24 protein-coding genes and 1 pseudogene are annotated in these 26942 nt (G+C 59.6%); 13 read left to right on the forward strand and 12 right to left on the reverse strand.

Translation table 11 applies throughout. The annotated features are described in order from the left end of the window. Window positions 1-27: 27 nt before the first annotated feature. From xdhA to xdhC, 3 genes are all read left to right on the forward strand, one after another. A complete protein-coding gene (xdhA, locus tag ACD590_RS16160) occupies window positions 28-1494 on the forward strand; it encodes a xanthine dehydrogenase small subunit (RefSeq protein ID WP_439003046.1) in 1467 nt (488 codons plus the stop codon). A 103-nt stretch (window positions 1495-1597) separates the two neighbouring features. Then, on the forward strand, window positions 1598-3937 hold the full coding sequence (xdhB, locus tag ACD590_RS16165; RefSeq protein ID WP_439003047.1) for a xanthine dehydrogenase molybdopterin binding subunit: 2340 nt from the start codon (window positions 1598-1600) through the stop codon (window positions 3935-3937). A 63-nt stretch (window positions 3938-4000) separates the two neighbouring features. Then, on the forward strand, window positions 4001-4816 hold the full coding sequence (gene xdhC / locus ACD590_RS16170) for a xanthine dehydrogenase accessory protein XdhC (RefSeq protein ID WP_439003048.1): 816 nt from the start codon (window positions 4001-4003) through the stop codon (window positions 4814-4816). On the opposite strand, the gene ACD590_RS16175 is transcribed toward xdhC, so the two are convergent. Then, the gene (locus ACD590_RS16175; protein WP_018243135.1) at window positions 4792-4983 is read right to left on the reverse strand and encodes a hypothetical protein; all 192 of its coding nucleotides are present in this window, start codon (window positions 4981-4983) and stop codon (window positions 4792-4794) included. The two genes, xdhC and ACD590_RS16175, sit on opposite strands and share 25 nt — an antisense overlap. Window positions 4984-5084: 101 nt before the next feature. Here ACD590_RS16175 and gcvA point away from each other — a divergent pair, with 101 nt between their 5' ends. After that, on the forward strand, window positions 5085-5981 hold the full coding sequence (gcvA, locus tag ACD590_RS16180; protein ID WP_112904474.1) for a transcriptional regulator GcvA: 897 nt from the start codon (window positions 5085-5087) through the stop codon (window positions 5979-5981). A gap of 88 nt (window positions 5982-6069) precedes the next feature. Here gcvA and ACD590_RS16185 read toward each other — a convergent pair whose 3' ends face one another. Next, window positions 6070-6402, reverse strand: coding sequence for a hypothetical protein (locus ACD590_RS16185; RefSeq protein ID WP_018243137.1), 333 nt, complete (start codon window positions 6400-6402; stop codon window positions 6070-6072). 164 nt (window positions 6403-6566) lie between these two features. Continuing rightward, window positions 6567-6785 (reverse strand): hypothetical protein, encoded by a 219-nt coding sequence (locus tag ACD590_RS16190; RefSeq protein ID WP_165419713.1) that lies wholly within the window; start codon window positions 6783-6785, stop codon window positions 6567-6569. Between ACD590_RS16190 and puuD the strand changes: the two genes are divergently transcribed. The 4 genes from puuD to ACD590_RS16210 all read left to right on the forward strand — a co-directional run bounded on the left by puuD (window position 6769) and on the right by ACD590_RS16210 (window position 11661). Continuing rightward, the gene (gene puuD, locus ACD590_RS16195) at window positions 6769-8007 is read left to right on the forward strand and encodes a urate hydroxylase PuuD (protein WP_439003049.1); all 1239 of its coding nucleotides are present in this window, start codon (window positions 6769-6771) and stop codon (window positions 8005-8007) included. The genes ACD590_RS16190 and puuD overlap by 17 nt on opposite strands. Beyond that, window positions 8004-9314, forward strand: coding sequence for a guanine deaminase (gene guaD, locus ACD590_RS16200; RefSeq protein ID WP_439003050.1), 1311 nt, complete (start codon window positions 8004-8006; stop codon window positions 9312-9314). The genes puuD and guaD overlap by 4 nt, the downstream gene beginning before the upstream one ends. A gap of 121 nt (window positions 9315-9435) precedes the next feature. Then, window positions 9436-10578, forward strand: coding sequence for an alpha-hydroxy acid oxidase (locus ACD590_RS16205; protein ID WP_130759612.1), 1143 nt, complete (start codon window positions 9436-9438; stop codon window positions 10576-10578). A 219-nt stretch (window positions 10579-10797) separates the two neighbouring features. Continuing rightward, complete coding sequence (locus ACD590_RS16210) at window positions 10798-11661, forward strand: hypothetical protein (protein WP_439020875.1); 864 nt, start codon at window positions 10798-10800, stop codon at window positions 11659-11661. On the opposite strand, the gene ACD590_RS16215 is transcribed toward ACD590_RS16210, so the two are convergent. Continuing rightward, window positions 11658-13082, reverse strand: a complete 1425-nt coding sequence (locus ACD590_RS16215) for a hypothetical protein (RefSeq protein WP_439020876.1) — start codon at window positions 13080-13082, stop codon at window positions 11658-11660. The genes ACD590_RS16210 and ACD590_RS16215 overlap by 4 nt on opposite strands. A gap of 234 nt (window positions 13083-13316) precedes the next feature. Then, the gene (locus ACD590_RS16220) at window positions 13317-15071 is read right to left on the reverse strand and encodes an ATP-dependent nuclease (protein ID WP_439020877.1); all 1755 of its coding nucleotides are present in this window, start codon (window positions 15069-15071) and stop codon (window positions 13317-13319) included. A 334-nt stretch (window positions 15072-15405) separates the two neighbouring features. Here ACD590_RS16220 and ACD590_RS16225 point away from each other — a divergent pair, with 334 nt between their 5' ends. The 4 genes from ACD590_RS16225 to ACD590_RS16240 are packed head-to-tail and all read left to right on the forward strand — an operon-like array spanning window position 15406 to window position 17787. Further along, window positions 15406-15921: an ImmA/IrrE family metallo-endopeptidase gene (locus tag ACD590_RS16225; RefSeq protein ID WP_439020878.1), complete on the forward strand. Its 516-nt coding sequence runs from the start codon at window positions 15406-15408 to the stop codon at window positions 15919-15921. A gap of 32 nt (window positions 15922-15953) precedes the next feature. After that, window positions 15954-16343 (forward strand): hypothetical protein, encoded by a 390-nt coding sequence (locus ACD590_RS16230; protein ID WP_439020879.1) that lies wholly within the window; start codon window positions 15954-15956, stop codon window positions 16341-16343. Then, entirely contained in the window at window positions 16340-17224 is an 885-nt protein-coding gene (locus ACD590_RS16235) for a bis-aminopropyl spermidine synthase family protein (protein WP_439020880.1), read from the forward strand. Before ACD590_RS16230 ends, ACD590_RS16235 begins: the two co-directional genes overlap by 4 nt. Before the next feature lie 35 nt (window positions 17225-17259). Further along, window positions 17260-17787, forward strand: a complete 528-nt coding sequence (locus tag ACD590_RS16240) for a hypothetical protein (protein WP_131714516.1) — start codon at window positions 17260-17262, stop codon at window positions 17785-17787. On the opposite strand, the gene ACD590_RS16245 is transcribed toward ACD590_RS16240, so the two are convergent. Further along, a complete protein-coding gene (locus tag ACD590_RS16245; RefSeq protein WP_439020881.1) occupies window positions 17762-18526 on the reverse strand; it encodes a hypothetical protein in 765 nt (254 codons plus the stop codon). The genes ACD590_RS16240 and ACD590_RS16245 overlap by 26 nt on opposite strands. A 270-nt stretch (window positions 18527-18796) precedes the next feature. Here ACD590_RS16245 and ACD590_RS16250 point away from each other — a divergent pair, with 270 nt between their 5' ends. Beyond that, the gene (locus tag ACD590_RS16250; RefSeq protein ID WP_439020883.1) at window positions 18797-20368 is read left to right on the forward strand and encodes a hypothetical protein; all 1572 of its coding nucleotides are present in this window, start codon (window positions 18797-18799) and stop codon (window positions 20366-20368) included. Between the two features lie 208 nt (window positions 20369-20576). Here the strand turns inward: ACD590_RS16250 and ACD590_RS16255 are convergent, their stop codons facing one another. From ACD590_RS16255 to ACD590_RS16280, 6 genes and pseudogenes are all read right to left on the reverse strand, one after another. Continuing rightward, the gene (locus ACD590_RS16255) at window positions 20577-20795 is read right to left on the reverse strand and encodes a hypothetical protein (protein WP_439020884.1); all 219 of its coding nucleotides are present in this window, start codon (window positions 20793-20795) and stop codon (window positions 20577-20579) included. Between the two features lie 6 nt (window positions 20796-20801). Next, window positions 20802-21959 (reverse strand): Shedu immune nuclease family protein, encoded by a 1158-nt coding sequence (locus ACD590_RS16260; RefSeq protein ID WP_439020886.1) that lies wholly within the window; start codon window positions 21957-21959, stop codon window positions 20802-20804. 212 nt (window positions 21960-22171) lie between these two features. Beyond that, a pseudogene (locus ACD590_RS16265) lies at window positions 22172-22315 on the reverse strand (IS66 family transposase); the annotation flags it as partial. 9 nt (window positions 22316-22324) lie between these two features. Further along, window positions 22325-22747 (reverse strand): hypothetical protein, encoded by a 423-nt coding sequence (locus ACD590_RS16270; RefSeq protein ID WP_439020888.1) that lies wholly within the window; start codon window positions 22745-22747, stop codon window positions 22325-22327. 62 nt (window positions 22748-22809) lie between these two features. Further along, window positions 22810-24966, reverse strand: a complete 2157-nt coding sequence (locus ACD590_RS16275; RefSeq protein WP_439020889.1) for a DEAD/DEAH box helicase — start codon at window positions 24964-24966, stop codon at window positions 22810-22812. Window position 24967: 1 nt separating this feature from the next. Further along, on the reverse strand, window positions 24968-26599 hold the full coding sequence (locus ACD590_RS16280) for a Hachiman antiphage defense system protein HamA (protein ID WP_439020891.1): 1632 nt from the start codon (window positions 26597-26599) through the stop codon (window positions 24968-24970). Between the last annotated feature and the right edge of the window lie 343 nt (window positions 26600-26942).

The raw sequence follows: 26942 nt of genomic DNA on the forward strand, positions 1-26942 counted from the left end.
ATTTGGAAAAACAACAACAGGAACATCATGAACGACAGCATCCGCTTCATCCTGAATGGCGAGGACATCACACTCACCGATGTCAGGCCAACCGAGACGCTTCTCGATTTTCTGCGGTTGAAGCGACAGCTGACGGGCACCAAGGAAGGATGCGCGGAAGGCGATTGCGGCGCCTGCACCGTGCTCGTCGGCCGGCTGGCCGACGGCAAGCTCGCCTATGAATCCGTCAATGCCTGCATTCGTTTCATGGGTTCGCTGCACGCCAGCCATGTGGTGACCGTCGAGCATCTGGCCGGCAAGAACGGCGCGCTGCATCCCGTCCAGCAGGCATTGGTCGATTGTCATGGCTCGCAATGCGGCTTCTGTACCCCGGGCTTCGTCATGTCGCTTTACGGTCTCTGGCTCGCCAAGGAAAAGCCGAGCCGCCAGGAAATTGAAAAGGCGCTACAAGGCAATCTCTGTCGCTGCACGGGCTACGAGCCGATCGTCAAGGCCGCCGAGCAGGTGAGCCTGGTGCGGCCGAGTACGCTCTTCGACCCGCTGGAACGGACGCGCTCGGAAATCGTCGCGCGGCTTTGGGCAATGCAGGCGAGCGGCACGATCAGGATTGGGAATGGCGAAGACCGGCTGATCGTGCCGGCTTCTGTCCAGGCGCTGGCCGAGGTCCTTTCACAGGAACCCGACGCGATTATCGTCGCCGGCGCGACCGATGTCGGCCTCTGGGTGACGAAGCAGATGCGCAGGCTGAGCCCGGTCGTCTTCATCAATCACCTCAGCGAATTGCAGTCGGTTACGGAAGGCGAGGACGGCGTCACCATCGGCGCCGGCGTCAGCTACACCAGGGCCTTCGAGGCGATCTCCAAGAAAATCCCGGCGCTCGGGCGGCTGATCGATCGCATCGGTGGCGAGCAAGTGCGCAACATGGGCACGATCGGCGGCAACATCGCCAACGGCTCGCCGATTGGCGATAGCCCGCCGCCGCTGATCGCGCTCGGCGCGACGCTGACGCTGCGATCCCTGCAAGGCCAGCGCAGAATGCCGCTCGAGGATTTCTTCATCGCCTATGGCAAGCAGGACCGGAAGCCCGGCGAATTCGTCGAGTGCGTCTTCGTGCCCTACCCCGCAGCAATGAGCCGCTTTGCCGCCTACAAGATCACCAAGCGCCGCGACGAGGACATCACTGCCGTGCTCGGCGCCTTCCTGCTGACGCTCGACGATGCCGAGATGATCACCGATATTCGCATCGCCTTCGGCGGCATGGCGGCGACGCCGAAACGCGCCCGCACGGTGGAGGCCGAGTTGATTGGCAAACCATGGACGGAAACGACGATCGAGGCAGCCCGCCCCGCATTCGACGCCGATTACCAGCCGCTGACCGACTGGCGCGCGACGGCGGAATACCGCCAGCTGACGGCGAAGAACCTGTTGACGCGGTTCTATCTTGAGACCGTCGGCGCGCCGGCCGAACTGAAGCGGTTCGAGGAGGTGGCGTGATGGAAAAATCGATCTTCAGCCTGATCTCCAAGACCTGGTGGCAAGCTTCGATGGGAACGGTCGCGGTCGCCTCCCCTCACTCCCTTCGCGGAGGGAGGCGCTAATGGACAAGTCCACCTTCGAAGAGCGCAAGGCCATCATCGCAGGCCCGATGCACGGCTCGCAGCGACATGATTCAGCGCATAAGCATGTGACCGGAACCGCCGATTATATCGACGATATTCCGGAACCCGCGGGCCTGCTGCACGGCGCCCTCGGCCTCTCCGACCGGGCACATGCCGAAATCGCCGCTATCGATCTCTCCGCGGTCGCCGCCTATCCCGGCGTCGTCTGGGTCTTCACCGGCAAGGATGTCCCCGGCGCCAACGACGTTAGCTCCAACGGCAGCCATGACGAGCCGCTGCTGGCCGAAACTTTAGTTCAGTTCCACGGCCAGCCGATCTTTGCCGTCATCGCCGAGACGCGTGATGCCGCCCGCCGCGCCGCGCGGCTGGCAAAGATCGACTATCGCGACCTGCCGCATTGGAGCGATATCGACGGGGCGCTCGCCAATGGCAGCCCGCTGGTCATCACCCCGATGACGCTGCGGCGCGGCGAGCCGGATACGGAAATGACGAATGCCGCCATGCGTGTGAAAGGTCAGATGCGCATCGGCGGACAGGAGCATTTCTACCTCGAAGGCCATATCGCCGTGGCGATCCCCGGCGAGGACGACGAGGTCACCGTCTGGTCCTCGACGCAGCATCCAAGCGAGATCCAGCACATCGTCGGCCATGTGCTCGATATTCCCTCCAACGCCGTGACCGTCAACGTGCGCCGCATGGGCGGCGGCTTCGGCGGCAAGGAGACGCAGGGCAATCAGTTCGCAGCACTTGCGGCGATTGCCGCCAAGAAGCTCGGCCGCGCGATCAAATTCCGCCCGGACCGCGACGAGGATATGAGCGCTACCGGCAAGCGCCACGATTTCCTCGTCGATTACGAGCTCGGCTTCGATGCCGAAGGACGCATCCACGCGGTCGACGCGACCTATGCGGCACGCTGCGGCTTCTCCTCCGACCTCTCAGGGCCGGTAACCGACCGTGCCCTCTTCCATGCCGATTCCAGCTATTTCTACCCGCATGTGCATCTGACGTCGAAACCACTGAAGACGCACACCGTCTCCAACACCGCCTTCCGCGGCTTCGGCGGGCCGCAGGGGATGCTCGGGGCCGAACGCTTCATCGAGGAAATCGCCTATGCCGTAGGCAAGGATCCGCTCGATGTCCGCAAGCTGAATTTCTACGGCCAGCCGGGCTCCGGGCGCACGCTCACCCCCTACCATCAGGAGGTCGAGGACAATATCATCCCCCGCATCGTCGAGGAGCTGGAGGAAACGTCCGAATACCAGGCACGGCGCAACGCCATCATCGCCTTCAACCGCGACAGCCGCTATATAAAAAAGGGCATCGCGCTGACGCCGGTGAAATTCGGCATCTCCTTCACCATGACTGCCTTCAACCAGGCCGGCGCCCTCGTCCACATCTACCAGGACGGCTCGATCCACCTGAACCATGGCGGCACCGAAATGGGCCAGGGCCTCTATACCAAGGTGGCGCAGGTGCTCGCTGACAGCTTCCAGGTCGATATCGACAGGGTGAAGATCACCGCGACGACGACGGCCAAGGTGCCGAACACCTCGGCCACTGCCGCCTCCTCCGGCTCGGACTTGAACGGCATGGCCGCCTATGACGCTGCCCGCCAGATCAAGGAACGGCTGGTCGCCTTCGCTGCCGAGAAATGGGATGTTGGGCCTGCCGACGTCGCCTTCCTGCCGAACCGCGTGCGCGTCGGCGAGATCGAGATCCCCTTCCCCGATTTCATCAAGCAGGCCTATTTCGCCCGCGTCCAGCTTTCCGCCGCCGGTTTCTACAAGACGCCGAAGATCCACTGGGACCGCAAGGCCGGCCGCGGCACGCCCTTCTATTATTTCGCCTACGGCGCCTCCTGCACCGAGGTGTCGATCGACACGCTGACGGGCGAATATCTGATCGACCGCACCGACATCCTCCACGATGTCGGCCGCTCGCTGAATCCGGCGATCGACATGGGTCAGGTCGAAGGTGCCTTCGTCCAAGGCCTGGGCTGGCTGACGACGGAAGAACTCTGGTGGGACGACAACGGCCGGCTGCGCACCCATGCCCCCTCTACCTACAAGATCCCGCTCGCTTCCGACCGTCCGAAGATCTTCAACGTGCGCCTTGCCGAATGGTCCGAGAACACTGAGGCCACCATCGGCCGCTCCAAGGCCGTCGGCGAACCACCCTTGATGCTGGCGATCTCGGTGCTGGAAGCGCTGTCGATGGCGGTAGCAAGTGTCGCGGATTATCGGGTCTGCCCGAGGCTCGACGCGCCGGCGACACCGGAGCGGGTGCTGATGGCGGTCGAGCGGATGAAGCGGGCGTAGGAAAATGGGCGCGCGTAAGGCTCGTTTGCTGTCCTCGGCGGCGAACCCATCGGTCAGCCACCCATGACAGACATCCGCCGCTTCCTCGCCGCCCACCCGGACAGCATCCTCATCGACATCACCGGTACGCAGGGCTCCACCCCGCGTGAGGCCGGTACCTTCATGCTCGTCTCGGCTGAAGCTCTGTGGGGCACGATCGGCGGCGGCCAGTTCGAATTCATGGCGATCGCGAATGCGCGGGACATGCTCGCGGGAACGGGTGGGATGGCGGAGATGGATATCCCCCTTGGGCCCGACATCGGCCAGTGCTGTGGCGGACGCACGCAATTGCGGTTTCGCCGGGTGACAAAGGCGGTTGCTGAAGAAATCGAAGCCAGGCTAACCAGTGAGATCGAGTGTCTGCCGGAGGTCTATCTCTTCGGTGCCGGCCATGTCGGTCGGGCGCTGGCTGCGGCCTTGGCGCCGCTGCCGCTGTCGGTGACGGTCGTCGAAACGCGGCAGGAAGAGCTCGCCAACCTGCCGGCAGAGACGAAGGCGCGGCTCGTGCCGATGCCCGAAGCACTGGTCAGGGATATTCCGGCCGGCGGCGTGGTCGTCATCCTCACGCACGACCACGCGCTGGATTTCCTCATCGCCCGCGAGGCGCTGGAAAAGACCGACCTCGCCTATACCGGCATGATCGGCTCGGCGACCAAGCGCGCCACCTTCGCAAGCTGGCTTTCCCGCGAAGGTGGCGGAGAGCGCGGCTGGATGGAGCGGCTGACGCTGCCGATCGGCGGCTTGGCGGTCAGGGACAAGCGCCCTGAGGTGATCGCCGCCATGACCGCCGCCGAAATCCTGACGGCGCTCGCGGCCTACCGCATCCGCTCGTCCTCGTAATAGGGATCGCGTCCGTCGAGGAAACCGAGATCGCGCTTAACGCGATCCGGCACCGTGTCGAGATCGAGGCTGGGCATGCGCCAGATCCGCGTCAGCCGACCGCCGATGCGCCGGAAAATTCCGATGGTCTGCTGCGGCGGGCTCTGTTCGATAGCATAGCAATCCATGACATCACCTCGATGGTTTGATGGTATGAGTTGCAGTTTGACGGTAAAAATGCTGCAATTCCAATCGAATGACCGTCTGCCTGCATCAAGAGAACTTATCCATGAAACTCTCCAAACAATTCCCGCTGAATGCGCTGCGCGTCTTCGAGGCCGCTGCCCGGCTCGGAAGTTTCACCAAGGCGGGCGACGAGCTCGGCATGACGCAGACGGCCGTCAGCTACCAGATCAAGCTGCTGGAGGAGAATGTCGGCGAGCCGCTCTTCCTGCGCCGTCCCCGCCAGATCGCACTGACGGAGACCGGCGAGCGGCTGGCGCCGAAGGTAACCGAAGCCTTTGCCTTGCTGCACGACGCGATGGCGACGGCGCGCGACAGCGTCGAAGGCACGCTCGCCATCAGTTCGACCCATACCTTCGCCTCGAAATGGCTGGCGCCGCGCCTCGGCTCCTTCCACTTGAAACATCCGGCGATCGCGGTGCGCTTTCAGGCGAGCTCTGATATCATCGACTTCGCCCGCGAGCAGATCGATGTCGGCATCCGCTGGGGCGACGGCAACTGGCCGGGGCTGACGCTGCACCGGCTGATGGGCCTGGAGTTCACCCCGATGCTGAGCCCAAAGCTGGCGGAGACGGCAGGCGGCATCAGCGAGCCGCGCGATCTCCTGAAGTTCGATCTCTTTGACGCCGGCGACGTCTGGTGGAAACAATGGTTCGAGGCAGCCGGCGTCACCGAGACGGATCTCGATCGGCGCCCGCGCAACCAGCTTGGCTCCCAGGCGGTGGAAGCCGATGCGGCGATCGCCGGCCATGGCGTCGCCATTCTCCATCCGGCCTTCTATGCGGCCGAGATCGCGCTCGGCCGGCTCTACCAGCCCTTCGAACTGACCCGTAGCGACGGCAAGGCCTACTGGCTCGTCTACCCCGAAAACCGTCGCAACGTGCCCAAGATCAAGGCCTTCCGCAACTGGATCCTTGAGGAGATGAAGGCAGCCGGAAATTGATGCATGCCGCCTGAAACTGTACAGCGGTTTTCGGACAACGACATACCGGACCCGGTTGGTGAGCCGGGTCCGGTGCTGTGGTCCGCCTTCAATATCCCATTTCCGGCGCATAGAAACAGCGCGGCGTATCCTCGTTCGGGAACAGACAGAGATGATAGTCGTTATCGCCGGATTGCATTGCCTTCGTCATTGGCAGCAGGAAGACATGAGCATGCGTCACCAACCGGTGGTCTCCCGGCATCAGCGTCACACGATATCCGCCTGGCGTCACCGCCACGCTTTTCGAAGGGATCATCTGACAATCGCCATTATGACTGTCGCCGTTGCAACAATAGGGGTCATAACTCCACCCCGAAGGTGCGTCGTGAGCCGTCGCCAACGACGCATACGCAATCATCACACACGTCAGAATGCTGCGCATGGGCATCTTCTCCGTCGATGAATGCGCCGCCGATGATCTAAGGGTTCTTATTTTATTCCGGCGGCCTGCAAAAATAACTGTAATCGAGTCGTCGCAGTTCCAGATCTGCTGAATTAGCAGATTCAGTATAAGGCAGAGATAATGCACAGCCTTCTCGGCAGCTTTTAGGCACGCGACAGCAGATCGGCGATCCGTCCGCGATCGGCAGCTTCTGCAAAACCGCTGAAGATCTCGACGAGCGCGGTGATCATTCCATTGCTCCTTTGGCCGCGCCGGTCGTCGCGCGTGTGCAGTTCTTCAATCTCCTCTTCCCTCCCCGCCAAAATTTCCGCAATGTCACGAGTCGGAGGAAGATAGGGGAACTCGATGTATGAATATGCCATAGCATGGGAATGGCTCGCCTTCGCGGCGCGCTGGTTCCATGTCATTACCGCGATCGCCTGGATCGGGTCGTCTTTTTATTTTATCGCGCTCGATCTCGGACTGGTGAAGCGCCCGCATCTGCCGCCCGGCGCCTATGGCGAGGAATGGCAGGTTCATGGCGGCGGCTTCTACCATATCCAGAAATATCTGGTGGCGCCCGCCCAGATGCCGGAGCATCTGACCTGGTTTAAATACGAAAGCTATTTCACCTGGATTTCCGGCTTCCTGATGCTCTGCATCGTCTATTATGGCGGCGCCGACCTCTTCCTCATCGACCGGCATGTGCTCGATATCAGCCCGCCCGTCGCCATCCTGATCTCGCTGGCGTCGCTTGCCCTCGGCTGGATCGTCTACGACCTGCTCTGCAAATCCCCGCTTTGGCGGAATACCTGGGGGCTGATGGCGGTGCTCTATGTCGTGCTCGTCTTCATGGCCTGGGGCTATACTCAGCTTTTCACCGGCCGCGCCGCCTTCCTGCATCTCGGCGCCTTCACCGCCACGATCATGTCGGCCAACGTCTTCATGATCATCATTCCGAACCAGAAGATCGTTGTCGCCGACCTTATCGCCGGGCGCACGCCCGACCCGAAATACGGGCAGGTCGCCAAGCAGCGTTCGCTGCATAACAACTACCTGACGCTGCCCGTCATCTTCTTCATGCTGTCGAACCATTATCCGCTGGCCTTCGGAACGCAGTTCAACTGGTTGATCGCCGCCTTGGTCTTCCTGATGGGCGTCACCATCCGTCACTGGTTCAACACCACGCATGCCAGAAAGGGCCGGCCGACCTGGACGTGGATCGTCACCGTCATCCTCTTCATCCTGATCATGTGGCTTTCAACCGCGCCGAAGCTGCTGACGGGCGAGACGGATGCGGCCGCGGTCGCGCCCGCCTTCCAGCAATTCGCCGGCGATCCGCATTTCCCCGCCGTCAAGCAGCTAGTCTCGACGCGCTGTTCCATGTGCCACGCGGCCGAGCCCGTCTATGAGGGCATCGTGCGGCCGCCGAAGGGCGTGCTGCTCGAAAATGACGCGGAAATCGCCGCCCATGCCCGCGAAATCTATATACAGGCGGGCCGCAGCCATGCCATGCCGCCCGGCAACATCACCGACATCACGCCGGACGAGCGCAAGCTGCTCGTCGCGTGGTTCGAGAGCGCAGTCGAAGGCAAGACACAATGACGACGACACTCCTGCGCGGTCGCCTGCTTTCCTTCCATCGCGCGCCGCTAAGCCTTACCGACAGCCAAAGCTATCTCTACGAGGAGGATGGCGGCCTGCTGATCGAGCATGGGCTGATCGCGGCAGTCGGCCCCTATGCCGACATCAAGGCAAAAACAGGCGAGGACATGGTCGAGATCGACCACCGCCCGCATCTGATCATGCCCGGCTTCATCGACATGCACCTGCATTTTCCGCAAATGCAGGTGATCGCCTCCTATGCGGCCAACCTGCTCGAGTGGCTGAACACCTACACCTTTCCCGAGGAATGCCGTTTCGTCGAAAGTGCGCATGCTGAAAGGATCGCCACGCATTTCTATGACGAGTTGATCCGCCACGGCACGACGACGGCGGTCGCCTATTGCTCCGTGCACAAGACCTCGGCCGACGCCTTCTTTGCCGAGGCGCTGAGGCGCAATATGCGCATGGTCGGCGGCAAGGTGATGATGGATCGCAATGCCCCGCAGGGCCTGCTCGACACGCCCGAGATGGGCTATGATGAGACCCGCCAAGTGATAGCGGACTGGCACGGCAAGGGCCGTAACCACGTCGCCATCACTCCGCGCTTCGCCATCACCTCCACGCCGGCGCAGATGGAGGCGACATCAGCGCTTGCCCGCGAATTTCCCGACCTGCACATCCAGACGCATCTTTCGGAAAACCACGAGGAGATCAAATTCACCTGCGAGCTCTATCCCGACGCGCTCGACTATACCGACATCTACGCCCGCTACGGCCTGCTCGGGCCGAAGAGCCTCTTCGGCCACGCCATCCACCTGTCCGAGCGCGAAGCCGATGCCATGAGCGAGGCGGGTGCCGTCGCCGTCCACTGCCCCACCTCGAACCTCTTCCTCGGCTCAGGCCTGTTTCCGCTGAAGGCGCTGGCGCGGCGCCAAAAGCCGGTTCGCATCGGCGTGGCGACCGATATCGGCGGCGGTTCCAGCTATTCGATGCTGCGGACGATGGACGAGGCCTACAAGATCCAGCAGCTGCTCGGCGAACGGCTGAACCCGCTGGAAAGCTATTACCTGATGACCCGCGGCAATGCCGAGGCCCTGTCGCTGGCGGACCGGATCGGCACGCTGGAACCCGGCACCGAGGCCGATTTCGTCGTTCTCGATGCCACGGCGACACCGGCCATGGCGCTGAAGATGGAAGTGGTGAAGACGCTGCCCGAGGAGCTTTTCCTGCTGCAGACGATGGGCGACGACCGGGCGATCGCCGAGACCTATGTGGCCGGCGTTGCGTCGAAGAAGGAGCTTCAATGAGACGCCCTGTCACCCTTGAAATCGGACCATGAAAGCTGCCCGGCACGGCCAGTTTCCCGTAACACTCCCACGAAATTCATGTTATGGCCGATAGCCGCATTCAGATGTGAAGGTTCAATTCATGGCCGCTCCGCTCACCATCGCTGACCTGAAAAAGCTTGCACAGCGCCGTGTGCCGAAGATGTTTTTCGACTATGCGGATTCGGGCGCCTGGACGGAATCGACCTACGCGGCAAACGAGAGCGATTTCAGCCAGATCAAGCTGCGCCAGCGGGTGATGGTCGACATGACCGACCGTACGCTGGAAACGACGATGATCGGCCAGAAAGTGTCGATGCCGGTGGCCCTGGCGCCGACCGGACTGACCGGCATGCAGCATGCCGACGGCGAGATGCTGGCGGCACGCGCCGCCGAGGAGTTCGGCGTTCCCTTCACGCTCTCGACGATGAGCATCTGCTCGATCGAGGACGTCGCATCGGTGACGACGCGCCCCTTCTGGTTCCAGCTCTACGTGATGAGGGACAAGGATTTCGTCCTCAACCTTATCAATCGCGCCAAGGCCGCCAAATGCTCGGCGCTGGTGCTGACCGCCGATCTGCAGATCCTCGGCCAACGCCATAAAGACCTGCGCAACGGCCTGTCGGCGCCGCCGAAATTCACGCCGAAACATGTCTGGCAGATGGCGACCCGGCCCTTCTGGTGCCTGGATATGCTGCAGACCAAGCGCCGCACCTTCGGCAATATCGTCGGCCACGCGAAGAATGTCTCCAGCATCGCCTCGCTCTCCGCATGGACGCACGAGCAGTTCGACCCGCGGCTGTCCTGGGCGGATGTCGCCTGGATCAAGGAACAATGGGGCGGCCCGCTGATCATCAAGGGCATACTCGATCCGGAGGATGCAAAGGCGGCCGCCGACACCGGCGCCGATGCGATCGTCGTCTCCAATCACGGCGGGCGCCAGCTTGACGGCGCTCCCTCCTCGATCAGCATGCTGCCGAAGATCGTCGATGCCGTCGGTGACCGTATCGAGGTCCATCTCGACGGCGGCATCCGCTCCGGCCAGGACGTGCTGAAGGCCGTGGCGCTCGGCGCCAAGGGCACCTATATCGGCCGCCCCTTCCTCTACGGCCTCGGCGCCATGGGCAAGGAAGGCGTATCGCTGGCGCTCGGCATCATCCGCAAGGAGATGGACATCACCATGGCACTCTGCGGCAGGCGCGACATCAATGACGTAAATTCGTCGATCATCGCAGGGCGGCAATGACCTGCTTGAGTGAGCAGCCCGTTCAGAAAAGTCACGAATCCCGACTTTGATGACATTCTTGACTGATCACATCCGACACGGTTCGCCATAGAGCCACATCCCAGCGCTTCCGCTACAGTCGTCCACCTTCGACCAGGGAACAACCGCCGCTCTGCCAGTGTAGCTTCTTCCTTGCTACCGATCGCCTCATCATAGCTCGAACTATGGAGGAGACGATAAATGGCACGAGAAATTCGCGTGGACCCGCCGCCGTTCGAGAAAGCTCGCGGTTGGCTCGATGCCGATGGCAACCTGGTCGCTAGCACTGCCGATCGCTTCGCAACGCCTTATGCGATCTACGATTGCGACACAAAAAGCGGCTATGGGCACAGCACGAGAACCGTGGGAGAAAAGGGTCTCCAATACTTGAACCTTGACGACGTAGTCGCACTCGGCTTCACGACACGCGAGTATCAGGCGATCATGCATTACTGGCATGCTTCGATGGGAGATCACGTGCGAAGCGAACTTGAGCTGACAGCGCTAATGTCGTCTTCCTTCACTGGACACTTGAATGACCCTGGACGGTTCAGCTCGATGTATGACATCCGCGACCGCGCCGAACGCGCTGTCAGCAGCGAACGTTTCGGAGACAGGGCGTACAGGCAGGAAATTCGCGATGAGGAAATTCAATGGGCCGATCCGAAAGGCCGCAATGGACGCTTCCTAACCGCCTACGTTTTCGCCAAGACCGCTCCGACTACAGCCATCTATGGCAAGCATCTAGCCGAAACCGGCATCATGGATTGGACCCTTAAGGATGCCTATGACTGGGGCTTCACTACAGAGGAGTACCTTTATATGCTCCTTTTCGAGATCGCATCCGATGGACGGGACCACGTACGCTCTGAAGAAGAACTCAATATCCTGTTCCAGGAAAGGACCGGGGGGCACCTCGGCGTTAACGGGATCAAGCGGCTGCTGGAGGCCCGGGAGGAGCACGAGTGGGCGGGCCCACGCGACTATAGATACCTCCATCCGGATGCGCTCAAGGAACCGTATCTGGACCTGTATCCAACCAATGATTGGGCGAATTATCTTTAGCCGCTCTTCCGGCGTCGCCTCATCGCCCGTTCAAACCCGCTTACAACGACTGGCTCCCGGGTCAACCCAAGATCTTGGAGCCGTCCCGGGATATGCTCGACTACATACGCCCGGCCGAGCCCTCTAATTTTTGGAAGGCGGAAGAATTCCCCGTTGTAAATTTCGGCCACAGCGCCGCAGAACCGCGAATGCGACATCGAGCTGAGAAGTTTAATTGCCTTCGGCCCGTCGATCTGCTCGGCCAGTCTCGCATCAAAACGCCTCAGGATTTCGGCAACCTCAGCTTCGTCGACGGACGCTGTTGCTTCCTCCATGCGGCTGACGATCCGGTCTACCAGTCTCGTTCCCAAGCCCGCGTCCAGGAGAGCATCGACAACGTCCGCGTCACTCCAGAACCGGTCAATGATGCAGTCGAGCATCATTGGGAAATCCGTGGCGGGGCCCCTTTCAGTGGGCTCGGATGACATAGCGAGGACGACCTGTGCGGGGTGACGGCTGGCCTCTTTCTCAGGAAGCTTGTCGAGCGCTTGGTAGACCGCTGCGGCAAGCTGGTCGATCCTCATCAGAAACGCCGGTTCCAACTCTTTCAGGAAGGCTGGCCATACACTGATCAGACTTAGCAAGTAACCGTGGCCTTCCGGATTCAGGGTACGTGATTTTCGTCTCTCAAAGACTGATTTTGCAATCCGGGCTGACCAGATCCTTGTCTCTTCCACGTCTTTCAGAAGAAGAAGTCCGCATAGGAAGTTCTCCGCGTTCGTGGCGGCGGTATTCATCGCCTCGACCCCGCCGACAAGTTCGGCATCCTTCTTGCTCCCCGGCATCTCCACAGCATCGACCAACTGGTCGAGAAGACGCTTGTAGCCCGTCGGATCAATTGCTTTCACTTCGCTTTCGACGACAGAACAAACGCCGTCGACGGTGACGTCCGGGAAGTAATCTGGTCTACTCAGATGCTTAATGAGGAGCGGAATAGCAACACCAGGATGAGGTTTTTGCGAGCCAAGGAAGTGATCTATCGACAGGCGCAGCATAAGCTTTGCTTCGTCCTGCGACGCTTCCCTCCCCGATGAGTGCGCGAGATCATTTCTGATCCTCGCGAGGTTGTTTATGAAACCATCCTGGTGCGGGCTGAAGTACCCGTTGTCCTTGAAATAGGAGACGACTCTCCCTTCGTAGCCTCCCCTGGATTTTTCGAGAGCAATGACTTCCCCTTCGGCTTTCAAACCTCCAGCCATGTCTAGTTTGACGAATTCGGAAAGCTCATGACGCAGCTTTGCCATGACGGCATTGTGGACCATGATTATCGAGGCTCGGTAGGCTTCCGCGTGATAGCAACGGATGGCTTCTGCGAAATATCTGCCGATATCCTCATGTTCGAGCTTGCCGGGGAGATCGTCGATGGCGTCAGGTTCTGTCATGGTGCAACTCAAGGATCCGTCTCCTCCTTGTCGCATCCAATCCTTGTCAGTTGGTTAGCGTTACAGCAATCGCCCGCAGGCTCACCGCATAGGCGCTTCCCGCGTCGTGTTCGCGACCGAACCTGTGAGCAACTCGATCCTACCTCGCTCGCATGCTTCACAGTTTGGTGGCAGTTGCTAGCCAATGGATTGCTCACCAGCCGGGGATCGCAATGTGCTCGCTAGATTCAGGGTTCAGTCGCGGAAGAAGTTCTCCAGGGATTGGAAGATATTTCTGATGGCCGCCGAAATGTCGGCAATGGTCATCTCATCGACCACTCGGGTTTCCGTCAAGTTGACGCCAAATTCATCTTGAACCGCCTTCGCGATGCCGGAGAAGGCGGCCTTACCGCCGACCTTCGTTCTTCGAAACTCGGGTTGATCCCAGTTCCTTCGGAACTCCTCCAATGCGAGGGTATAGACGCTGTGCATGTTCGAGCTGGGTTTCCGCTTCATCTCTTGTTGGACTGAATTGATCACGATGTTCGATGACGTCTGGTCCTTCAAGCCTTCGAGCGATGCCTCGTAGATCTCTTCCACCCGTGCCTGCCAATTGGCAGGGAGCTGGCGGCGCGCATGCTTGCTGACAACCTTTTTAATAGCCTCCGGGACGAGAAGAAGATTTTCGATCTCCTTGAACGGCAGGACGAAGCAGAGAACATCGCTTCCTTTCAGTTCGTCGACGAATTCCTGAACCTCAGCTTCTGTACGATAGTCCCTGTCGAACAACGAGGCGACCTTCACCTCGAACTCGAAGAACTGCTTGAAGACCCATGCTGACGTTGAGACCCTGGTCCAGTTGGCGAATCCGTCGGTCTTCATCAGCGTCACCGACGAGTCAGACAGAAATTCAGAACCGCCGGCGAGCTTGCCGATCTTTCCCAGCAATCGCGCGTCCTTGCCCTCGACGTAAAGGACCTTCCTCGTCCGTGCCAAGCGCGCGAACTGTGCGTTCTCGGAGCTGCCGATGGCATCGTAGACCGTGGAGAAATCATCTTCGTTTTTAATGCGCTTTGCGGATCTGGCCCCAGGCCGCAGGACCAGTACGTCACCAGGATCGACGTCGTTAATGATCTCGGTTGAATGCGTGGCAATGAAGAGCTGACCCACGCGGTGGGAAACGATCTTGAGCAGGCGATGCTGCAGGTCGGGATGCAGATAGACGTCCGGCTCGTCGAGGACGAGCACGGAATCCTTCCCGGCATTTCGAAGATGCATCATCGTCTGCATCCACACCTGAAAGCCGAAGCCGGCCCATTGCACTTCGCGGACCTTCCCACCGTGTCGAAAATACATCCTGACGATGGTTTTCCCGTCAGTCCTTTCAAGCTCCGGCTTCTGAATCCGGACGCCTGGCCACCCTAGTTCGACGAGGTCTGCGAATGCTTCGAATTCGCTTTCCTCTTGCCGGTACCAGAACGTTCGAAAGCTTCGACTGGCGAGCCGGCCGAAACGATTCCGTTCCGCGGTGACTTCGGTGACGAGCTCTTCATTCTGCTCTAAGGGACTAAGCGTCGGCACCACGACGATGTCCAAGGGAAACGCCTTCTTGAGGTAGCTGGCCGATCGTTGAACTCGCATGTCGGAAACGAGCCAACATTCGACATCACCGTCCGGCGGAATCTTCATTTTCAGAACCGAGCCGTTTGCAATCTTGATGTGTATCCGCGCAGGACCTTCATCGAAGTTATGCACGCAGTACCGGAGGTCGGTCTGGATGACGCTGGGCGGGACCATGTATGTCGGACAAACGCCATCGCCCTCTTGATCTTTCAGATCGGGTGTCCGTCTTCTGGCAAACCGAAGGACATCGAACGCGATCCGAAGTGCGTCCAAAGCAGTCGACTTCCCTATATTATTAGGACCGACAAGAACGTTTCGTTCTCTCGCGGAAATTCCAAAATGCGGGTATGTCTTAAAGTCGAAGAATTCTAAGGATTTTATGAGCATGACGTGAACCGGGCTTGAAATCGAAAACGTTATACGTGTGATTCTGGAGTCTTTGCCATACTAACTTCGGTGATTGCCGGGCTGTTGAAGCGGTCCGGTCAATCGATACCGGATCAACGGGAGCCAGATTGTCTTTGTTGCTATAACGTTCAGACCATTCCGCTCGGATTGTGGAGTGCAAACACCAGAGACATTACTTGTCGCCATCGTGTTGTGCGCAAATACCAAACTACTTCGCAAGCTGCGGTTGAGTAGACAGAAATATCGAGCTATACTTATCAAATTCATTCATTGATTCGTTCTCTGCATCAGCACGGTTCTTCAGGAGCGAGACTTGGCGACGCGCAATGCGATCGAGGAGGAAGCGAGTGCGTTGCTTTCGCGGATCGGGATGGATTCGACCGGCCCGGTGGATCCCGTCGCCGTCGCGAACGAACTCGGACTTAAGGTCTACAACGCCACGTTCGACGACGAAGGGATTCATGGACTGATCGCAAAGCGGCCGTCCAACACCAGCATCTACGTTAACGTCAATGACCGGCCGGTCCGGAAGCGGTTCACGGTAGCTCACGAATTAGGCCATTTCATTCTCCACCTCGCCGCCGGCGAGGGCGAATTCATCGACACTCAGGACAACTTCCGCACGGTGCAGGATCCCGACACCCCTTGGGACGCCGCCCGTCGTGCCGAATGGGAAGCGAACGTGTTCGCAGCCGCCCTCCTCATGCCTAGGGACGCCGTACTCCGGGCTTGGAAGGAGATCGCAGATCCTGAAGGAATGGCAGCGTTCTTCCAGGTCTCCCAGCAGGCGATGACGTTCCGCCTCGACACTTTGGGGCTCCTTGAATGAACGACGCGGGCCCTCCTACGAAACCGAAATCAGTGGTCGACGTTCTGGGCGAGGTCAAACCGCACGACGGCTCGTCCTGGGAGCCGAACAATTTCGCTGAATGGGAGGCCCGCGAGCGACTTCAGGCATTTCTCCGCGTCTGGTCGCAGCAGACGGACGACGAGCGCAAGATGCGGTCGCTCTATGCGAAGATGATCTTCTCGCTGATCTGCGTCGAGATCGCTTTCGCATTCCTGCTCATGCTCCTCATCGGCGCGGAGGTCCTGCGTTTCGACGTCACTCTGCTCAAGGTCCTCTTTCCGAGCGTCCTCGCGCAGGTCTTCGGGCTGGGCTACCTCGTCACCCGCTATCTCTTCGGCAAGCAACTCTCGCTGCCGATATCGGAAATTCCGCAGCGAAAGAAATCCTCGAGGAGTTCATGAGCGACAACGACGAGCGCAAGAAAAACGGTAACGGGCGTAACGGCCAGCCGAGGCGCAAGGCCCTCGACCTGCGCCTGGCCCTCAACGCCCTGTCGGACGTCGTCCAGAACCGCCCTCCTCCGATCCGCGAATTCGACCAGATCTACATGAAGGTCGGCGACATGGTCGTGTACGCCGAATACCTGTGCCGCAAGCTCGACGGCCGTTCGCTCGCCTTCGTGGGCGACGGCGACGCCATCGGTCTATCGATTGCCCACCTTATGAACGAGGGAATTCTTGAATACGGTCCGAGCAGACTTCTCTTACTCGACTTCGACGAGCGCATGGTGAATTCGGTCAACCGATTCGCGCAGGACAACGAGTTCTCCCACCAGATGCAGGCTCGTCTCTATAACGTTGCGGACGCCCTCGACCCTGCCCTCCTCGAATCCTTCGATGCCTTCCACATCAACCCGCCGTGGGGCCAGTACAACGACGGCAAGAGCGTTGTCTCCTTCCTTCGGCGCGGCGCGCAGCTTCTGACTGACCAAGGATTGGGCGTCGTCGCGATCGCCGACGACGACACGAAAACATGGCCGGGCCTGGTACTGCGGATGACGCAGAAAGCGGCGATCGAGCTCGGCATGGCAGTCGTCGAGATGCAGCCGCACATGCACACCTACCATCTCGAAGACGCGCCCGAACTGGCATCCTGCGCGATGATCTTCCGGAAGGTGGAGAAGTTCGAACTGACGAACGAGCCGCTGACCGCCGAGGAGAAGAAGGACTTCTACGGTCGCGACCAGCATCTTGAGGCTCGTTACGTCCGGGAGATCGAGCATATCGGACGCGGCATGGCGGACCCACGGGACTACAAGATTGAAAGCGAGGTAGCGGAATGAATGGGATGGAGTCGATCGTATTTATGAAGGTAGGAATGCATGCGTCCGAATCCTTCGAGGACATCCTCGTACGAAAGAACAAGGAGTTCGATCGCACGGGCATGAGCTTCTGGGGCTACGGCGGCGGCACCATGCATCCGATCTCAAAGCTGCAGCCTTTCGCCAAGTACAGGATCGAGCAGGGTCGCGATGTCCGGCTCGTCATGGAGCTGATCAAGTCGAACCATTCCGTGTCGGTCATTGCGGACGAGTATTCGGAGGACGGGGAGAACTGGAAGCCGGTCCCGGAAGGTATCGAGGTACGCGGTTCGAAATACGCTCTCGTCCTGAACGAAATCGTCCCAGGCGATCTCGAAGTCGACCTTACGCGCTACGTGGTCGGCATCGGCCCGAGCGAGGGCAAGAACGCGGGGGGATACATCAAGGGCCGCGTGGACAAGGGCCTTCTGGACTACGTGGGTCCGGCGAACGAGGTCTCGCCGCGGATCGTGAAGTCGGCTTACTCCGCGAAGCTCGCGCAGCCTTTCGGCGTGCTGCTCAGAGGCGAGCGGCCGGCTCGTTGAACGCGGAAGCGGAGCCTGCCCGGATCTGGGTCGCGAACCGCAGCCAGGTGCCGGACTCCCCTGCCCGGTGATCGTCGACGCGGCGACGGTCTTCCGGCTCCAGCAGCACGGGATCGCAAAGCTTCACTAGAAACGGCCGCCGCAGCTCAGCACGGAAGTTGATCCGGTAGCGCGACGGCGTCTGGGCCTCCGATGCCCTCTCGAGCAGCGAGGTGACCTGCGAAAAGCCTACCTTGCCGCCGTTCGGTCCGGCATTCCGATAAACGGACGGATCGAATTCTCCTTCGTCCGAAAGAGTCAGCTCCCGGTCAGAGTGGCAGACAAGCGCGTAGTGACGCTTCTTGGGGCCAAGCTTCGTCGTCGCCCGGCTCATCAGGAGGACGTGCGGCGGCAGATCGACCTCCCGTCCGTTGGCGGTCAGGTATTTGCGCCAGACGAGCACGCTCTCGGGATTCTTGTCCTCTGACTTCGGCGCCGACAACATGGTGGAGAAGACGAGATCGACGCCGCCGCTCGACCCGAGCCTTGAGAAGTCCAGCGGGCTTCCGATGCCCCAGAAGAACACCCCGTTGCCCGCTTTCCGCTCGTATTCCTTCCGACGGAAGATGTCCGACAGGTCCTGGCCCGCTTCAGCCTGCATCTTCGTCCAGCAGACGAAGCGCGGCGATGCCGAAATGGCCGGCGCGTCCGCTGCGACTTCGACGAACTCATCTACCTCCGGAAACAGATCGAACTGCATTGCGGCCCCCAAAACTTTTCGACGCCCACGCGCGCGGCAAGCGGACGTTCTAGCCCATCTGTCGCGCACATCGAGTCGCGCGTGCACCTCTGCTTGATTTCCACATCCCACTTGTGCGAGGCCTGTGGAAAGGCGGTGGAGAACCCGTGGATTGCCTTATTATGTTCTTTATATGTTCTTTTGGCAATCCTGCGGTAGAGGGTATTTTGACGAACGGACCGGGTGGGGCATGCTGTGCTGAACCACTTGTCCTCTGGCAAGGACACGAGAATGACTGAAGCGATATCACCTCCGGACATATCGGAAATAGTCCCCGAAGCCGCGCCAGTCGCAGACACTCTGTACCGCTGGCGTCACCTGATGGATCGCCCCCTCTCGATCCCCGTTGCGAGAATGAGGCTGCTTGGCGACGACCATCAGGGAGCCTTAGTCGAAGGTGCCGGGACCCTCGAGTTTCCAGACCATGAGACTATTTCCTACCGGCTCGACGGCAGTATCTATCAGATTGGACCGGCGCTTAGCAGGGCGACGCGCTGCCGCGACAACCCCTACGACCCGAGGCTGGCATTCCGGGTCGAAGGGGAATTTGCCGACGGTTCCACCTTCAGCAGCTCGTGGACGTGCCCAGGTATGAGCATGGCCGCGGACGAGCACCTGATCTGCTCGGGCGAGATCGACGGCGGTATCTGGGTTCAAGACCGACAGGTGGCACGCGAGCCCGGCACGACCGAGATCGCAGTTCATGTCCCGCGCGGCGACGATTTCGACTATACCCTCCATCACCAGGTCGGAGGCGGGCGCGTCGTCGTAGTCCTCGGCGAGGAGATCCGCTTTCAATACGATCGCGATGCGCAGATGTTGACTGCCTCGGTGACAGCATCCCCGCGCTTCCGGTTTCCGTTCGCGGAGAACTGGCTCGTCGAGCCTTTCCGCATCATGTTCGCACAGCTCATCTTTCCGCGGATCATAGCCCGCAACCATCCGGACGGCAGGGTGGTCATCAGCGTGCGTCCAACTCGCAATTTCATGAGCACGGGGGGATGGGTTCGGCTCTGGTCGAGCGAAGTCAGATACGCCGATCATGGGGGATTCTGGAATCTGTACGCCTCCATTCTGGCGTACATAATCCGCGCCCACGAGGCGGCGCCCCTCGAAATCGATGCGTCGCCGATCACCGAGCTTTACGAAGAGGTCGTTCACGCAACGCGCGGCTCGCGATGGGTATGGGCCATGGTCATCGCCAGTTCGGTTGAAAGCCTGCTGCAGAAGCTCATCCCGAGCAATGGTCTGAACCCAACCGTGAGCGCCGCCACCGTCGAGGCCCTTTCCCAGCATGTACGGGCATGGCAGGGCGATGGAAATCTGCGCAGCGCTCTGCTTGGCACTTTGGAGCGCCGCCGGAGGCTCTCCCCGAAGAACGTACTTTCCGCACTCCGGCGCGCCGGGCGCGTGACCGCCGCCGAGTTCAACGCCTGGGACGGTATGCGCAACGCGTCCATGCATGGCAATCCAGTCTCCCGCTACGCCAGCGCAAGCGCCGACGACGAGATGAGGAATCTCGCCGCCCTCCTGCATAAGGTCACGCTGGCCGTGATCGAGGATCTCGACCTGGATTTCACCTCGGAAGCCTTCGCGAACACTGCGCGAGACCGCATCGAAGAACTCGCCGCCTCCAGCGGCGTTAGACTGTCCCAGGACGTGGCGGGCCCGGACGCAGTTCCGATGGATGCCGTCGAAGAGCTGCTCATGGCGCTGGCACGGGCGGGCGTCGTGAATGCGGTGGACGCCGTCCGGCTGCATGCGGACTATGTGGCACAGAGGTACCGCAGTGGTGCACCGTAGTCATTTGTGACCACGCCTCGTGATCCTGGGAATCTACCAGCCCCGGTTGCCCTGCGATGCGGCCGTGGTCGCTGGGAGCGGTCATGGCCACGACGGGAAGGAGCGCGCGGCGGCGCTCGCTGCTTCCGGCTGCGAGCCAGAGGCGAAAGTATCCGTGATAGTCATTGGCAGACTTTTCAGTTTGTAACCTCAGGATCGGGTTAGGACACTAGACTGACGCATTCTTGGGGTTGATCCGCTCGATGAGGAAGTCGTCTCCCACGTCACGTTCGACTCCCAGGAGGATGCTTTCTTCGTATTTCGCCTTGTCGAAATGTATGATGCGGCCTTGGATCTCGGCGAAGGTCTGGTTCGTGAAGTTGAGGACATAGCCTCCCTGAGCCAAGAGGTCATCGACAAGCTTGGCTTCTATAGGGCGGAGCGTCATGTGGCATCAGTCTCTTGTAATAAAACGCGCGCGCTCGAGCAGTTCGTCGAAAGTCACGATGTCGAGGTTCCGGGTGTCCCGCCTGAAGAGTTCGAACGTATCGCGTCTGACTTCGGCGTCGCGGGCGCTGCCCTCACCTTGTACGTCGGCACGGCGACCGATCACGAGAATCGCCTTCGGATCACGCGAACGCGTATCCAGCCGACGCTCACCGGACTTGTCGTAGTTCTGTCCCGTCTGCGCCTGCACAAGCCATTCGGCCTTCTGCTCGAGAACCTGCGAGACGGCGTCCATGAACTCGTTGCTAAAGCGCCAGGTGCCCGAGCGCCCGGCCCGACGCCGCTGGAAGATCGGCGTGTCCGGCCGCTTGATCTCAACGAGGACGGAATAGTCGGTGAAGTTCATCATGTAGTCGACGGTCGGCCGATCTCGGTTGTCCGTACCCCCGGCGCCGACTACCATCTCCCGATCAAATGGTCGCATGATCCGGTAGTCAAGGCCGTAGCCGAACACCCAGCTCTGGCGCTCAAAGAAATCCTGCCAGTCCGCTTCCACCCACCTGCCATCGGCAAGCTGGCGCTCAAATTCCTCAAGTCCTTGTCGCCGCCCGAGGAGAAGGTTGATCTCATTCTGGGTCAGGTCAGCGTGTATGCCTCGGAGAAGCCGTTCTCGTTCCTGCGGGTCGAGCTTTCGAATCCTCGTAAGCAATGCGTGGTCGGAGGCGTCGGTTATGATCTTCGGGCCGCTTCCGACCGACACGTCTCGGACATCGAACCTGTCCTCGTTTGAGCGGTCGATGAACTGGATGCTCTCAAGGAACGCTAGTAGCCGTTCAAACTCATCGGACCGGAAGGTGAATGAGTCCTTGTCGTACCCCTGATACCAGTCGCCGGCGCGGTTTTTAAAGGTCTCCAGCGTGATCCGCCGGATGCCGCCGTCATCCTGGCTAACGAGCGCCGTCACCTGCGTCTTCCGCTTCTCGCCGGTCAGTCGGAGGCACATGGCTCCTTCAATCTCGCCAATTAGGACGCGTTCGGTTCCTTCAATGACACCGCGGATCAAACGCCGCCGCTCGACATCGATCGAGCCGTGCGTAAAGACTTTCGTGAGGTACGCCTTTCCTTCCTTCCGAAGCTCGAAGAACTTCGCGTCGTCGTCGTTCATCCCGGACATCCATCAGTTCTGCCGGACCGGACTAGATCACCCGATTGCCGCTTTCACAACAGCAACTCTCCGGCTTGAGGGCCATTTCAGCGCCCGGCAGGACGGACCGCCCTGTGTTCCGCAGCAGATGGAGGCAACGTCCGCGGGCGAGTTGCTCCATCTTCACATCGTGGTTGGCCGTGGTGAGAATCATTGATTGGAGGTTCGAACACGTCTGATCCTGCGAAGAACGCATTCTTCCGATGGAGAGCGATTCGCCTGATTGACCGTTCGACGATGTTGGAGTCGATCTCGATCCGGCCGTCGTCGATAAAGCGGGTCAAGCCTTCCCAGCGCGACAGGGTAAAGCGGATTGCGAGATGGCGCTACATCGGGAAGCCAACTTTGAGCAGAGCGACAAACGAGTAAACCGACAGGATAGCCCAGCAACCGAAAAGTACGAACGGAACTTGGATGCTCTGGATGCCTCTTGGACGACTTCCACCCACCGCGTCCTTGTATACCAAATACACGTCATCCTTCATCAGATACGTCTTTCGCAAAGCATCTATTCGTTTCGAAAGAGGATTTGTAATCACATATTGCACAATTGCATAATACGCACCGAAGCAAGCCACGATTAAGGACACGAATGGCTGATCATTGGGATCGAAGCCGATACAGGTCGCGTAGGCAGCTAACGCCATGGAATGCGCAACGAGAGAATAGTTAAAACGTTGAGCAAGCAACTGGTTTGCCTGATGAAAATAATTCGCAGCCCGGTCGATCTTTTCCTGCGTGATGTCCATAAAATCCGCTCCGAATAAGTTTAAGTGCGCTGAATGATTTTGAACTGGAGGTGTTAACTCGCTCATCCGCTGAGCGGTGCCTTTCTCCGCTTCAATGTGGACCTGATTTCGCCAAGCATGTCGTGCTCGAAACCGAGAAGCTGTGTAGCCTGAAGGTCGGCGCTTGCTATGTAGTCAAGGGCCGCGTCGAGCGTCTTGAAGTCGCCTGGACCCAGCTTGCGCGCGGTCTCGGGAGCAACGCCGTATTCGTCTAGGGCGTACAGGCCTGCAGGCAGAAACAGGTTCTCGCACATGCCGGCAAAAAGGCCGTAGTTTCCAGGCACCCGCCCCGCCTTTTCGAACACGTCGGCCTGGATGTGCGAGATTGCCATAAGGTGCCGTGGGAATGTGTAAGACACGTACTTGCGCATGAAACGCAGTGCCAACTCGACCCCGTCGCTGATGGTCGCATCCGCGCGTCGATGAGCTACGAAGTTGTCGATCACCTCGCGATAGCGTCGCGACATCTGCACTCTGTTTATTTCGGCCTTCAAGGCCGTCCCGGAAAATATGCCGTATCCCTTGAGGACATTCGTATCAAGGTATTCGAAAATGAACTCGCAAACGCCAAGAAGTTGCTGAGGATTTGGCATTCCCGTCCAGGCAAGCATGTCGTGGTATTGATGGAGATCCCGGTTGATGAGCCTGTAAATCGCCTCCTGTTGATCGATTGGAACGTGTCGGTTGAGGCGCAAAATTTGCGGCGAAAGCGGGCTAGCCTCGCGGACTTCCCTGATGCGTTCAGATGAAGCCTCCGTGAGATCCTTCTCCTCCAGATCGAGAAGCAGCGAGATCGGCGCGTTCGGACCCTGTGTTCCGACAGCGATCTCAACCGTGAAGCGATCCGGAGCCGGCTGCTCTTCGAGGACGAAGACCTTACCCACGAAATAGCGCCGCATACGGCCGGCGCGGCCGGCGATATTTCGAAATGTGAAGTGGTCGAGAGAGGTGTTGTTCAGCCGCTTATCGAAGAGAACGACGTTTTCGGCCACCGTGTTGACGCCCTCGATCATCGTGGACGTGCAGATCAACAGGTTCAGCAATCCGCTTTCGAATGCTCGTAGAACGTACTGCTGCAAAGCACGCGGAATGTTTCCGTGGTGGATTCCTATCCCGTGCTTCAGGGCGGTCGTGACGATCCAATCCGAAGGATATTCAAACGCGAGCCATTCGATAGCAGCGGCCAGGTCGGATGCCGGTGGGAATATCGCTGCGTCCAGCAAGGCATTTGCAGCCTGCTGAGCGCTACCCGGCGACTGGCAGTAGACGATCGTCGGCGAGGCCAGGTCGGTGCAAAGCTCCACGAGCTTCGCTTCTCGTTGACCTCCGTGCCGCGGCAAATGGAACTGCACGACGTCCAAGGCGACGGTCGAAAACAGTGATGGTACGAACAGATACTCGTACGACGAAGCAAGCCCGAGAACGCCGTCGACGTGGGGGCCGATGAGGTAGAACTGGGCGCCCGTCGACGCCAACTTGTGAAAGCAAAGATTGAGATCGATGGACCGCTCGCTGTCGTCATCCCCCCGCAGATCAAGCTTGTAGAACTCGTCGATGACGAAAAAAGTCACTCGATCCAGATCCGGTCGCGTCAGCGCTCGCTCCTGGGTCAAGATGAAGATCGTTTCGCGGTCTGGGGACGTGGTCTGCGTCGGGTGCGTGACCACGTCGTACTGATCGCCAAATTGCATCGCGATACGGCGTCTAGTCTCATCGATGAGAGCGATCGTAGGAACGATGATTGCAAGGTGATGATGCTTGCCGGCTGCAATGACCGCATCGACGATCGCACTCTTGCCGACACTCGTTGTCGCGCTCAGCACGACGTTCCGGCCAGCGATCAGTTCCCGGTATATCTGGAGCTGGAGGGTATGGAACACCCTCGTGTCTCCAGCAATCGGCATGCGGTGAGCCTCGAGAAGGAGTTGATCCTCCAAAGTGTCGGCCTGCCTGTCGACCACATAGGGAAGCAATCCGACGGAACGAACCAACCCGTCGAGAACGGGCGCAAGACCAGTAGGAAACCGCTCGCGACGATCCAGGCAGCGTATTACCAGTTCGCGCCCTTCATCGTGGGTTGCGCGCGCGTTCACCAGACGACTGGTCGCAGAAAGGATTTGTGTAGCCTCGTCGAAGGTGAAGTCTGATCGTAGCTTCTGCCTCAACTCGCTTGTATCCATCTCAGGCTCTCCGCAATCTTTCCTTGAATTCTTTCAGCAAGTCCGAGGCGCCTTGAACAGGCACCAGGAACACGTGAACTCGCACCTTCTTCAGGGCGTCCGAGAACTGATTCCTGACCAAGCCATATGTCGCCTGGACTTCCGACTGGAGGCGATCCAGGTAGTCGTCGGCAAAGCCAGCAGCGAGCACCGCGCTGTCATAAGCGACAAGCACTGGCACGTTCAGAACCTTGATCAGGTCTTCTAGCTTCGAGTGGCGCTCGAATATTCGTTCGATGTTGGTGGGCCGCAGATGCTGAGGTTCGCGGAACTGAACTATGATCTCGCGCTCTTTCTTTAGGAAGTCGCGATCAAGCGTCTGTTCAAGCACGTGCACCACTGCGCCCGTCACACTTGTCAGATCGCGCGTCGCCGTTATGTGGGATTGGCCGAGCCACAGCTCGTCCCCTGCTGGCGAATGCACGACATGCGCGTTCATTTCATCAGCGGTCGCGCCTCCCAGGCTGAACAATTTACATGTAAGGGGCTCGCTCGACTTGTAATGCCGAAGAACGGCATGCAGAAGCAACTGGGCCAGAAGTGCCTCCTCGTCGAGCCGACTCCTGTCGAAGGATTCAAGCGCCCTGTGAATGTGCCGACGTGCCTCCAGTTTTGGAGTCTGCGCAAGGACTCGAGCAGACAAGGCAATCTCTGGCAGCCAGTCGATCAGGTACTCGCAAAGTTCGTCCTTCCTCCACGTCCCCCCGTCGAACTCTGCGTCATAGGACGCCATAGAGTGGGCAGGATCAGCTTCACTCATCCGGTGTATCTCGCTGAAGAAGCCAGGCGTCGCAAACTGATAGACCTTCACAAAAGACTGGTTCCGTTGCCTTATCAGTGAAGCTTGCTCCCTCCACCAAGAGGCAATCTCGCCTTTCGTGATGACCTTCGCCGTGGGATTTTGTGCTCGCGACGCATCGCCAGCCGCTACGGCGAGTCCGACAAGGCCATCATAGATCTGCTCGGCAGCCGATACGAGAAGGCATTCCCCGTCAGCTTCGGCAAGACGCAGAAGCCCGTTCACATTTTCCAGCCTGAGGGCTTCGAGCCCGCCGCCGATGGTTTCCCAAAGCATCGAATGAGCCCACGCTTCGACGGTCGTGCCCTGGGGGGAAGTCGCACCGGGAAGCTTCTTGGAGATTCTGGGCGCAAGCATAGCCAGCGCATGCGCTGCGTTGCTGTCGAAGCGGTATTCCCTTGCGATCTTCAAAGGAGCAAGTTCATGGCGAACGTCGCGCGCGCTGACGAAGCGAAACATCGAAGGCCCGGGAAAAGCTTCTGTGCCCAGAGAACGCTCGACGATCGATGTGCCCTTTGTCGAAGCCGGAGACCGCTGACAAATTTCGGTCAGCGACCATTTCCGGTCGTCGTCGGTGGTCTTGACCTGCACATACTCGTTCGTCTGGCAGTTCCCATCATCCCAGCGTAGTGCGATGTCGTCCCCGGTCTCGCACTCGACCTGAACCAAGTTCTGCGTTTGCAGAAGCTGGAGCAGGAAACGGGCAGCCACATGATCTTGGAACCGGAAGCCTCGACGCCCTGCGACACCACCGGCATCTGAGGGGTTAGGCCCGATTAACGGCGGGAGGGACATATGCGAATCTTATAATGCAACTGTTTCTACGCTCGGTACTCTAGCTTAAATTGCGAGCCGTACAACGACATTTCAGCGGATTGCTTTGCCTCGAGAGAGTGGTGGTTACCTATGCTGTGGAGTGTCTTTGCTGAAAACGATGTAGGTTCATGTTCCCTTTTTTGACAACGCGCGGCATGCTTCGCCGCCACTCCTGTCGTCGGGGGGCAATGTCAAAGGATCTCCCCACCATCGCGCCTGCGTCGCGGCGGCAGACTCGATAAGCAGTGGACAGGGGCGCCCTCCCGAACAGAGACTGAATTCGCCAATCAAACGCATTTGAACGAATGCCTTCCCGGGCCCT

Source organism: Rhizobium sp. 862_C5_N1_2, from assembly GCF_051811205.1.
Lineage (GTDB): Bacteria > Pseudomonadota > Alphaproteobacteria > Rhizobiales > Rhizobiaceae > Rhizobium > Rhizobium leguminosarum.